The organism is Streptomyces sp. NPDC015139 (assembly GCF_043079785.1).
In the GTDB taxonomy this organism is placed as follows: Bacteria; Actinomycetota; Actinomycetes; order Streptomycetales; family Streptomycetaceae; genus Streptomyces; species Streptomyces albidocamelliae.
The window spans coordinates 272014-283307 of record NZ_JBIBUW010000004.1 but is presented as its reverse complement, the minus strand read 5'-3'; the positions used below and the strand labels follow the sequence as shown (position 1 = coordinate 283307).

General features: G+C 71.7%; 7 protein-coding genes. 3 read left to right on the top strand and 4 right to left on the bottom strand.

Features of this window, described 5'->3' with window-relative positions; genetic code table 11:
* Positions 1–21: 21 nt before the first annotated feature.
* On the bottom strand, positions 22–1542 hold the full coding sequence (locus tag ACF08B_RS13525) for a hypothetical protein (protein WP_392317465.1): 1521 nt from the start codon (positions 1540–1542) through the stop codon (positions 22–24).
* Positions 1543–1636: 94 nt separating this feature from the next.
* Between ACF08B_RS13525 and ACF08B_RS13520 the strand changes: the two genes are divergently transcribed.
* The gene (locus ACF08B_RS13520) at positions 1637–2545 is read left to right on the top strand and encodes an endonuclease/exonuclease/phosphatase family protein (protein WP_392317464.1); all 909 of its coding nucleotides are present in this window, start codon (positions 1637–1639) and stop codon (positions 2543–2545) included.
* 97 nt (positions 2546–2642) lie between these two features.
* On the opposite strand, the gene ACF08B_RS13515 is transcribed toward ACF08B_RS13520, so the two are convergent.
* A complete protein-coding gene (locus tag ACF08B_RS13515; RefSeq protein ID WP_392317463.1) occupies positions 2643–6542 on the bottom strand; it encodes a CDP-glycerol glycerophosphotransferase family protein in 3900 nt (1299 codons plus the stop codon).
* A gap of 375 nt (positions 6543–6917) precedes the next feature.
* On the opposite strand from ACF08B_RS13515, the gene ACF08B_RS13510 reads away from it, so the two are divergent.
* Positions 6918–8009, top strand: coding sequence for an LCP family protein (locus tag ACF08B_RS13510; RefSeq protein ID WP_392317462.1), 1092 nt, complete (start codon positions 6918–6920; stop codon positions 8007–8009).
* Positions 8010–8094: 85 nt separating this feature from the next.
* Here ACF08B_RS13510 and ACF08B_RS13505 read toward each other — a convergent pair whose 3' ends face one another.
* The gene (locus tag ACF08B_RS13505; protein ID WP_392317461.1) at positions 8095–9198 is read right to left on the bottom strand and encodes a hypothetical protein; all 1104 of its coding nucleotides are present in this window, start codon (positions 9196–9198) and stop codon (positions 8095–8097) included.
* Positions 9199–9347: 149 nt separating this feature from the next.
* Between ACF08B_RS13505 and ACF08B_RS13500 the strand changes: the two genes are divergently transcribed.
* Positions 9348–9740 (top strand): NTP pyrophosphohydrolase, encoded by a 393-nt coding sequence (locus ACF08B_RS13500; RefSeq protein ID WP_093697823.1) that lies wholly within the window; start codon positions 9348–9350, stop codon positions 9738–9740.
* A gap of 67 nt (positions 9741–9807) precedes the next feature.
* Here the strand turns inward: ACF08B_RS13500 and ACF08B_RS13495 are convergent, their stop codons facing one another.
* Positions 9808–11256 (bottom strand): ArnT family glycosyltransferase, encoded by a 1449-nt coding sequence (locus ACF08B_RS13495; RefSeq protein ID WP_392317460.1) that lies wholly within the window; start codon positions 11254–11256, stop codon positions 9808–9810.
* Positions 11257–11294 lie beyond the last annotated feature (38 nt).

The window sequence follows — 11294 nt, the reverse complement described above, 5'->3', positions numbered from 1 at the left end:
GGAGGCCCCCTTTCGCGTCGCTCAGTAGGTGCCGCCGTAGTAGGGCACCGCGCCCGCTCCGGCCGGGACGTCCATGACGGTGAACGGCACCTGGGTCACGGCCGATTCGCCGCCCGCGGTGTCCACGGCGAAGACGTCGACGATGTGCACGCCGGGGCTCCACGGCCAGCCCGAGTCCCACGACCAGCTGCCGTTGGGAGCGACCGCGGCGCCGCCCAGCAGCACCCCGTTCTCCCGGAACCCGATCTGCGCGGCGCCCGGGGCGGCGCCGCTGAAGACCACGCGGGCGTCCATCACCTGCTCGTGGGCGACGGGTGCGAGCACCATGGGCGCCGCCTCGCTGTGCCCGACGGTGGACACCCTGGCGTCCGGCATCCCCTGACCGGAGGCGAAGGACGGGACGGCCGGTGCGTCCACCGTGGTGAACGGCACCTCGGACCGCTCGGAGTGGAAGCCCTCGCCGTTCACCGCGAAGAGCCTGACGAGGTGCTTGCCCTTGGTCCAGGACCGGTTCAGCTCCCAGGTCCACGTGCCGTCGGGGGCGACGGGCGGCGAGCCGAGGAACTTGCCGTGCTCCCACAGGCTCACCCGGACGGCGCCGGGCGCGACGCCGGTGAACACGGCTCCGGTCATGGGGACTTCGGCGTTGAAGGCGGGGGTCAGCACGGTCGGCGGCGGGAAGCTGTGCGAGTCCTTCACCATCGAGGTGCCGGACAGGTAGGCGTTGATCCCCGACTTGTCGCGGTCGGGCTCCTCGTAGCCGTTGCGCACGAAGCCCAGACGCGGCGGCATCCCGTCGGCCAGAAGGTTGACGATGCCCATGAGCGCGGGGACGTTGCGCCGGGTGACCTGGGTGTGGTCGGTGATGAACGGCGATTCGCTGTAGATGAAGTTGAAGTTCTCGTAGCCCTGGAAGAGGCCGAGGAAGGGTTCCACCTGGGCCGTGTACTGCTCGTCCTGCGGAGAGGAGAGCAGATAGATGTTGGCCTCCCTGTTGGTTCCCGAACGCACCAGCTCGGGCAGGATCGCGTCCACGGCGCGCACGTTCTCCTCCGGCACCCCCTCGCCCAGCATGAACGCGGCGACCTTGGGGTGGACGGTGGCGACGTACGTGCCGACGAGGAACTGCGGGACGATCGAGACGATGTTGCGGAAGCCGTACCGCAGCCCGAAGTAGAGGGCCGCGCTGCCGCCCTTGGAGCCGCCCCACATGGTGACGTCGTCGGGGGTGAGGGAGAGCGCCTTCATGACGTTGAAGATGAGCGTGGCGACGGACTGCTCCAGCGAGAAGTCCATGTCCTGGCACAGGTAGTAGCTGTTCATGCCCTGGAACCGGTCACGGATCCAGAGGATGTTCGCCCTGACGTTGTCGAAGACGCCGTTGGACCAGCCGTAGTCGTCGGGCGCCGAGAAGTTGGCGAAGACGACGACCAGGTGCCTGTTGCCGTTCTTGGCGTGGGCGAACCGGTATTCGACGGGGAACGTCCCGGAGGCTTCGATCCCGTTGAGCAGTTGCCGCCCTGTCGCGGGTGATTGGGACATGTACGGACTCCACTCTCGGTTGTGCTTCGAAGTCGGTCGGGTGCGGCGTACCGGATGATTGGCCAATGATCAGCCGATCGGACATGATGTCCTGATGTTTCGGACCAGTTCCGCGTCGGCGGCCGGCTCCGGCGGCTCCCGGTGGCGCGGCCCGGTGGCCGTCGCGGCGGCACTGCTGGGCCTCGTGACAGCGGTGGCGTCGACCCAGCTGTCCGGGCCGGATCGGTCCGCGGCGCCGCGGCGCACCCTCACCGTGGCCACCTGGAACATGTGCGGCGTCGAGCAGTGGAACTGCCGGAGCACCGGGAGCCCCACCGCCAAGAGGAACGCGCTGGAGGCGATGGTCTCCCGCTCCGGCGCGCGGGTGTTCCTCCTGCAGGAGGTCTGCGCCGGTGATCTGGACAGGGTGCGCGCTGACCTCGGCGCCTCCTGGCACACCGAGTTCCGGCCCTACACCTGGCGCGGCGTCACGGGGCGTACGACCACGGTGCGCTGCGCCGGAGCCGGGCAGGGTGCCGCCGGTGTCGCGCTGCTGTCGGCGTACCGGCTGTCGGCCGTCGAGCCGGTGGAATCGCGGCAGCCCGCCGTGGGGCTGCGGCGCGGCATCCTGTGCGCCACGGTCGCGGACCGGGGCGTCCGGGTGTGCACCGCTCATCTCAGCCGGCCCGGGGACGACCGCGCCCACCCGGACTGGGAGCTCCGCGACGACCAGTTGACGGCACTGGCGGCGGCGGTGCCGCGGCGCACGGTGTACGGCGGTGACCTCAACGCCGACCCACCGGGGCCGCGCGACCCCGACTCCTGGATCTGGCCGGCCGGGCCCTACCGCGCCCAGCGGGAGTGCGATCAGGCGTCCGCGTCGTCCCGCTCCGGCCGGCCCACGCATGTCTCGGGGCACAAGATCGACTACCTGTTCTCGGACCTGCCCCGCCTCGGCTGCTCGGTACGCGGTACCGGCGCGTCCGACCACTACGCCCTGCTCCTGCGGGTCCGGACGCGCTGACGGCTGGCCGGCCCGGCGGGCGCGGACGGGCGCCTGCGGCTGGTTCACCGGCGAGGTCATGGCTGCCGGCAGCCGTTCGCCGTGGCACGGACCGGCGTCACACGACCACGCCCTCGTACGCCCGGCCGTCCGGGGAGGCCGCGGCCGCCGGGAACTGCCCGGCCGGAGCGGACCAGGTGCCGGGGTGGGGCTGGCCGGGCACCGCGTCCACCAGGTGGGTGGCGTGGCCGGCGGGGGGCTGCTGGGCGGCCGTCTGCGGCGCGGCGAACCAGTTGTGGTTGTGCCACTGGTGGATCGGTGTGAGCGCCCGCATGGTGTGGCGGGTGTCGACGGTGCCGACCGCCGGGGCGTGCGCGTCCCCGGGCGCGAGGTCACCGCCCGCGACCAGCATCCGGTCGGCGAGCCGCGCGGACGCGTAGCCGTCGTCCAGGTCGCAGAACTCGCGCTGGAACCAGCGGTAGCGCTCCGCGTAGTGCTGCTGGATCCGGTCGATCTCGCGAATCGCGGTCACCAGGTCCTCGGAGCGGTACAGCAGCGGGCCGGGGGCGCTGTTCTCGAAGTCGAAGTAGAAGCCGCGCAGCGTGTCGCGGTAGTGGTCCAGGTCGTAGGTGAAGAAGAGGATGGGCCGCCCGGTGTTGACGTAGTCGAACATCAGGGACGAGTAGTCCGTGATCATCACGTCCGTGATGAGGGACAGGTCGGCCATGTCGGGGTAGTCGGAGACGTCGAAGACGAATCCGTCGCCGGCGCCCGGCACCGGGTCCACCACGTTCGGATGGCGGCGCACCAGGAGCACGTGGTCGGCGCCGAGTCGGGCGCGCGCGTCGGCGAGGTCGACCCGGAAGTCGAGCTTGTACTTGCCCGGAGCGTAGAACTGGTCGTCGCGCCAGGTCGGCGCGTACATCACCACGCGCTTGCCCTCGGGCAGACCGATGCGCCGCCGGATCTCCCGCTCCCGCTCCTCCATGCCCGGCCGGCGCAGGATGTCGTTGCGCGGGTAGCCCGACTCCACCATCTCCCCGGGGAAGCCGAACGCCCGCTTGAGGATCGGGGTGGAGAAGCTGTTGGGCGAGACCAGCATGTCCCAGTTCTGCACCTCCTTCTCGACCCGCTCCAGGTAGCGCTGGTCGGCGAAGTGGATGGCCTCGATGTCGTGGCCGATCTTCTTCAGCGGGGTGCCGTGCCAGGTCTGCACGACGACCTGGCCCTCGCGCTTCTGGAACCAGTCGGGGAGGTGGTTGTTGGCGACGACGTACCGGCTGCGGGCGAGGGCGTCGTACCACTCGGGCGACCACATGCGCACCGGCTTCGCCGTGGCCGGCACCTGCACCTGGTCGTCCCGTACCACGAAGAGGTGTTCGAGGTCCGTGCCGCGGCGGACGAGTTCCTCGTGCAGGGCCCGCGGGCTGTCGGAGTACTGGGTGCCCTTGAAGGCGTCGAAGAGGACCGCCTGACGCACCGGTGCGCGGCGCGCCGCCGGGTAGGCCCGCGTGCGCAGCTGCTTCTGGCGGTAGGGGCCGCGGGCGTGGTCGGGCATGGCCGAGTGCACCATCACGGAGAGCCGGTCGTACGCCTCGGCCTGGATCTCGTAACGGCGCTCGTCGCGCTCGTAGTCCTGGGGGAACGCGCCGACCACGTCCTGGTGGAGCTTGACCATCAGGTCCTCGAGCCGGTCCTCGCGGGCGACCGCCGAGAGGTCCTGGCGGCGCAGGAAGAAGTCCCAGCGGCCGGCGGCGAGCGGGATCTCCCCGGCGAGCGTACGCATGGCGGCGGGGCTGAGGACCGCGCCGAACCGGGAGCCGTCCCAGACCAGCGGGACGGTGCGTTCCGCGCCGTGCGCACGCGAGCGCACGACCAGGTGCGCGGCCCGGTACTGCTCGGGGGTCAGGCGGTCGGCGGTGTCGTACCGGCCCTGGATCTCCATCGCGCCGTCCTCCCGCCAGGCCACGTGCGTGGCCATGGGCAGGGCGGCGCGCTCGAAGAGCACCAGGTAGCCGGAGCCGTTGCGGTGGACGACGACCTCCCGGTCGCCCTCGCGGGTCTGGAGCGCGGCGGGCATGCGGTAGAAGCCGTCCTCGGTGTCCTCCGCGACCACCGGGTAGATGGGCGCCTTGCGCCCCTCGACGTGGAAGGTGGTCTTCCAGCCGTTGCTGCCCATGCTCCAGGACTGCGGGATGTCCGTGCCCGCCTGGGCGTCGGCACGGAACTTCGGGACCAGGTGGCGCAGCGGGATCCTGGCCGCGAAGGTGCACCAGCCGTCGCCGCCCGGGGTGAACCACACCCGGCCGTCGTGCCGTCCGGCACCGCTCATGCTGGTCACCCGGAGCTTGCCCCAGTCCGGGACCTTGGGACCGAGATAGACGCCGCGCAGCTCCAGCTGGTCGCCGACGAGGCGGTGGCTGGTGATCCGGCAGCGCACGACCTCCACGCGCAGCTTCAGCTTGTCCTGGAGGAACAGCGGCAGGATGCGGGTGTTCTTGTCGACGTACCGGTACGGCGGGTTGGCGGCGCTGCCGGCGCCGCCGCGGTTGATGCCCCGGTAGCGGAAGAGGCCGCGGCTGAGGACGCCGGCCGCGACGTCCCAGGTGCCCTCGACCCACTTGCCCTTCTGCTTCAGGCGCGTCGTGTCGATCCGCGTCTCGAAGCCGGCCCAGTCGTAGCAGTAACGATTCTGCGCCGAGTTCTCGGTGGCCTGCGGTGCGTACGTGGTCTTCGCCGGCGTGACGACCATCCGGCCCTGCTTCTTGTTGCGCAGGGCGATCGCCTTCACCGACATGTGCTTCTTGTGCACGTTGATGAAGCGGACGTACGCGGTCCCGCTGAGCGTGAGCAGGTCCGAGTTCTCGCTCCAGCGCGCGGCGCTCAGGGCGCCGTGCAGGGAGAACTCCTTGTCCAGCCGGTACGCCTTCTTGTCGAGGCCGACCTCCCGGTCCCCGAGGCCGGGGTAGTTCAGGTAGCGGTGGAAGCGGCGGTGCACGGGCAGCGGGCCGCCGCGGCGCTCGAACTCCAGGACCTCGAGGAGCTGCGGCAGCCGGTCCTCGCGCACCAGGAGCCACTTGACCCGGGCCTCGGCGGGCAGTTCGTCGATGACGGTGAGGTCCGCCTCGTCGAGGAACTCGTTCGCCCACCGCATGAACGACTCGCGGTACTCCTCGTCGGCGTCCGGGAGCACCTTCAGGTGCAGCAGCAGGTCGGACTTCAGGCACGCGAGGTCGTACTTGCGCTTGCTGTCCAGGTACGCGCGCGAGCCCTGCTCGGCGAGGAAGCGGCTGACGGTCTGCACGGCCGTGACACGGTCGCGTAGGTTCGACAGCTCGGTGTAGCGCTGGGTGATGGACGGGGCGGCTCCGCCCTCACGGCGGCGCCAGTAGTAGACGACGTCGGTGACGACGTCGACCTTCTCGGCACGGAAGTGGGCGTACATGTTGACCCAGGAGTCCTCGTACAGGACTCCCTCGGGGAACCGGATCCCGTTGCCGTCCCAGAAGGACCGCCGGAACACCTTGTTCCACACGGTGCGGTCGTAGATCAGGGCGTCGAACTTCGTGATGTGGGTGCCGCGCCGGTTCTTCTGCATCGGCCCCTTGTGCAGCGGTGACTGCCACTTCTTGGTGGAGTTCATCATCTGCACGTTGCCCGAGACGAAGTCCGCCGCGGATTCGTCGAGGGTGCGGATCAGCAGCTCGTAGGCGTATTCGGGAATGACGTCGTCGCCGTCCACGAACGCGAGGAACTCCGCGTGCGGGTGCAGGGAGCGCAGGCCCGCGTTCCGGGCGTGCCCGGGGCCGTGCGCGTGCTGGCGGATGAGCTTGAAGCGCGGGTCCGCGGCGCAGAAGTCGGCGGCGATGCGCACCGAACCGTCGCTGGAGCCGTCGTCGACGAGGATCACCTCGAAGTCGCGGAACGACTGACGGGCGATCGACTCCAGGCATTCGGCCAGGTAGTGCTCGACATCCTGAAAGGGAACGACAACACTCAGGCGCGGATGATCCGCCAACTCGCACTCCTACCCAGACATTTCGTCCACCGGGACATCGAACAGTCCCGTACCGGACGCCCCACCCTCAAAGCGGCCGTGCACCCGGGCCGACCCCCTTGCCGGCCGTGCACCACCCGCACCTGTGACCCCGGTAAAACCCCCTCCACCGTTGTTCACAGATGAACCACATCTTATTTCACTCTTACCAGTGGTCAAGACTTGTTCATGTGCCATCCATCTCAATCCCTGGGTATCGTCACCCGCCCCCCAAATCCCCTTGGCGAGATGCCTATAGTTCTCCCACTGCATCCACAGCATCAGTGGGCCGGCCTCCCCCCACCCGGGCCCCGATCCTCCGCATCGCGGAGCCCGTGAGGAGAGGAACCGAAGGCGATGACGCACAGCGCCACCACCGAGCCGCGGCGTGCCCGCCGGGGCGCGTCGAACGGCGGGCGGCGAAAGCCGCAGGGCGGCAAGAGGCGCTGGGGCCGCATCGTGCTGCTGTCCGTCCTGGTCCTGCTGCTGGCCGCGGGCGGCGTGGGCTACTGGCTCTACAGCGACCTCAACGACAACATCAAGGGCGTCGACATCGACAGGGCGATCGGTGACGACCGCCCGCAGAAGCTGCCGACGTCGGGTCAGAACATCCTGATCCTGGGGTCCGACTCACGGGCCGGCGCCAACGCGTCCCTGCACACGGGCAACGTCTCCGGCGCGCGCTCGGATACCGCGCTGGTGATGCACATACCCGAGGGCCGCACCAAGGCCGTCGCGATCAGCATCCCCCGCGACACCCTGGTGACCCGGCCCGACTGCACGAAGACGGACGGCACCGAGGTGGCCTCCGCGAAGCGTGTGATGTTCAACTCCATCTATTCCCAGGTGGGTCCGGCCTGCGTGGTCAAGACCGTCGAGCAGATCTCGGGGGTCCGCATGGACCACTACGTCGAGATCGACTTCGCCGGCTTCAAGGGGCTGGTGGACGCGATAGGCGGCGTGGACGTCACCGTGGACAAGGACATCCACGACTCCTCCAGCGGCCTGGACCTGTCCGCCGGATCGCACCGGCTGGACGGCACGCAGGCGTTGCAGTTCGTCCGCACCCGGCACGGGATAGGCGACGGCAGCGACCTCGGCCGGATCGGACTGCAGCAGCAGTTCATGATCGCGCTGCTCTCCGAGATCAAGAAGCAGGACCTGCTGGGCAGCCCCACCAAGACCTACAAGATCGCCGACGAGCTGACCGCCGCGCTCACCACCGACTCCGACCTCGCCTCGCTCTCCAAGCTGGCGGAGTTCGGCCGCAGTCTGAACGGCGTCGACCCGTCCACCATGGAAACGATCATGCTGCCGGTGGCGTACGACAAGGTCGACCCCAACCGTGTCGTGGCGGCGGAGCCGCAGGCCGCCCAGCTCTGGAAGGCGATCCGGTCGGACGCCGCGATCCCCGAGTCGGCGAAGAAGTCGCCCGCGACGGGCGGCTGACGACACGACGATGCCGGCCGGCCGCTGAGTCAGCGGCCGGCCGGCATCGTGCGTCCGTGCGCCGGAACTCCGGCGCGTCGGTCTATCAGAGCCTGTGCCAGTGGGTCAGGGAGAGTCCGGCGCCGTCCTCCTGACGGGCCACCTTGGGCGCGCCGTCGGGGCCGATGAGCGCCATGACCACACGGCCCCGGCCGTCCCGCGCCAGTGCCGGGCCGCCCTGGCAGGCCTCGGCCAGGGCGTACCACCAGAACCCGGCCTCCTCGTTCTCGGTGCCGCCCATCCCCAGCACGGGCGAGCCGTCCTGGTCCCGGTAGGCGAGGACGAGGCAGTCGTAACCGTCCAGGTCGGTGCGCAGCACCGCGTACGGCCGCTCGGCCGCGGACCCGCCGAGCATGGTCGGCCAGCCGCCGATCCGCCAGGCCGCGGCGACACCGCTGTCCGCCTCCGTCCAGAAGAACGTGGCCCGGTCGGGCGCGGTCTCGGCAGCGGCGAGGGTGCCGGGCGCCGCGCGCAGCGAGAAGCCGCGCGGGCTGCCGAAGTCCCCGCCGGGCGCGGACTGACGCCAGATCAGCACGCCGGTCCCGGCCGCGGCGCAGACCTCCATCCGGCCGCTCGCCAGGACGACCGAGGCGGGCGGCCCGTCGAGGCCGCTGCCGTGCAGGTCCTCCCACGCCCGCCACTTGCCGTTCGGGGCCTCGCGGCGCAGCATCAGGCCGCCGTGGCCGCCGCGCACGAAGACGTGCACCGTGCCGTCCTGCGCGACCGCGCCGGCCGGCCGGCCCACGTCACCGTCGGGGTGCGGGGTGCCGAGCGAACGCCAGTCGGTGAAGGCGAGGCCCGTCTGGTACTGGATGGCGTGCACGATGTCGACGTTCGGCGAGCCGTCGGCCTTGGTGCGCTCGCGGCGCCCGAGGAAGTGGACGTAGCCGTCGGCACCCTGGACCACGGTCAGCTCGGTGAGCCCCGGCACGGCCACGAAGTGCGGGCCGCTCCAGTCGGGGCCGCCGGCCGTGGTCTCCGTCCAGCGCAGGAGTCCGCCGTCCGTGGGCGCGTAGAGGGTGAGCCGGCCGTCCTTGCCCCGGGTGAGCCAGTTGCCGTGAGCGACCCCGGACGCGACCCGTCCCGGTCCCTCACCTGAGCGCCCCACCGGGCGGGCGGCCTCCACGGGGCCCGCCTGCCTTCTCCGCATGGCCTCGTGCACCTTCCTGAAGTCCGCCGCATCACGGCCACGGGAACCCTGAAACTCGAACCATCATATGCTCTTCGCGCAAGCGTTCCCCAGCCTCCACCGCCCGGCCGCCCAGGGGCCGTGCCGCGGCTCACCTCTACCCTTGGGCCATGACCGACGCTCCCCGCTCCCCGGACGCGGACGACCCGCTGCTCGTCATCGTGGACGGCGCCAACGTCGTCGGATCGCGGCCCGACGGCTGGTGGCGCGACCGCCGGGGTGCCGCCGAGCGCCTCCGCGACCGGCTGGCCGGTGCCGGACTGCCGGGCCGGCCCGCGCCCGTGGAGATCGTGCTGGTGGTCGAGGGTGCGGCGCGTGGCGTGGAGTCGGTGCCGGGTGTCCGGGTGGAGTCCGCCCCCGGCAGCGGCGACGACCGGATCGTGGAACTGGCCGCCGAGCACGCCGGCCGGCCCCGGTTGGTGATCACCGCCGACCGGGAGCTGCGCCGGCGGGTGACCGGCCTGGGCGCCGAGGTGGCCGGCCCGCGCGCGGTACTCGGCTGACCCGGGCCGGCGGCAGCGGCCGTCTCACCGGGCCGTCCCGGCACCCGGCCGCCCCGAGCCGGGCCGGCTACTCCCCCGGCAGCCGGGCGTACAGGACCGCGCCGTCCACCCTGGCGATCTCCTCGTAGCGTGACTCCAGCAGGCGGCGCAGGGTCGGCACGCGCGCGGGGGCGTACGGCCGGCCGCGGGAGTCGTCGACGACCAGGGCGGGGCTGTGGGCGCTCATCTCCCGCCGGAAGACCGGCCAGGTGCCCGCGACGGCGTACTTCTCGCCGACCTGCGGTCCGTCCCGGCCGCCGCTGTAGTTGGTGAGCAGGCCCGCGGTGAGGAAGCGGGTCGCCGGGGTGCGGCCGGCCAGCCAGTACGTCTCCGGGTGTATGCCCCAGACGAGGACGCGGTCGGCGGACTTCGTGCGGTGTTCCAGGGCGGTCGCGAGCCGCTGGGCGTGGGTGAGGTCGGCGCGCGCGGCGAAGAGGCCCCAGAGGAGGAAGCAGGCGCAGCAGCAGGCCGAGGTGAGCACGGCCCGCACGCGCCGTTCCCGGGGCAGGACGTGCAGCGCCCGGGTGGCCAGCAGGGCGAGCGGCGCGGTGAGTTGCAGGTAGTAGTGGCCGAAGAAGTGGAAGCCGAGGGCCACGGCGGCCGCCGAGGAGGCCAGCCACAGCCAGAGGTCCGCCGCTCCGGAGCGCGCGGTGCGCAGGGACCGCACGACGGGCGGGAGCAGGCCCGCCGAGGCGCCGGCCAGGATCGCGGTGTTCGTCAGCGCCCGGACCAGGACGTGGAGTTCGGAGCCGGTGAAGGAGGCGTACGCGGCGGAACCGGTCACCGTCCAGAACACGAACCCGGCCGGGTCGGTCAGGAGGGCCGCGCCGAGCACCGGCACGGTCAGCCCGGCCGCGAGCCGCAGCGGGCCCGCGCGCGAGGCGCCCTGCCGGTGCAGCAGCAGGGCCACCGGCAGCAGCACCGCTCCGCCGGTCTGCTTGGTGAGGAACGCGGCGGCGACGGCGGCACCGGCCGCGCCCCAGCGCCCCCGGTCGGCGCACCACACGGCCGCGGCCGTGCAGGGCAGTATGAACACCTCGAACGTGGCGGCCTGCGCGTCCTCGGGGTTGAGCCCGACGGAGACCAGCAGGTACAGCACCCCGGCGGTCCGGCCCGCGCCGTCGCCCCAGCGGCGGCGGGCGATCGAGACGAGCAGGACCGCGGTGAGCAGCTGGGCGAGGACCGCGAGCACCCGCAGCGGGGTGAGGGAGCCCGAGCCGCACAGCGCGAACGCGGCCTCGTACAGCCAGGGCAGCAGCGGCGGTTTGCGGTCCACGACGGTGTCGTAGAGGTGCCCGCCCTGGGTGAGCAGGCGGGCCTGCACGGCGAGGTAGCCCTCGTCCGGGTTCCACAGCGGGCGGACGAAGGACGGCACCCGGGTGACGCAGGCCAGGAGCGCCAGGAGGGGCAGCAGCCGCGTCCAGAACGCCGTCCGGGTGGGTGCGGTCCGGGCGGGGGCGAGCGCGGCGGCGAGCATGGGCAGCACGCTATCCGGCCCCGACGTCTGCGCCGAAG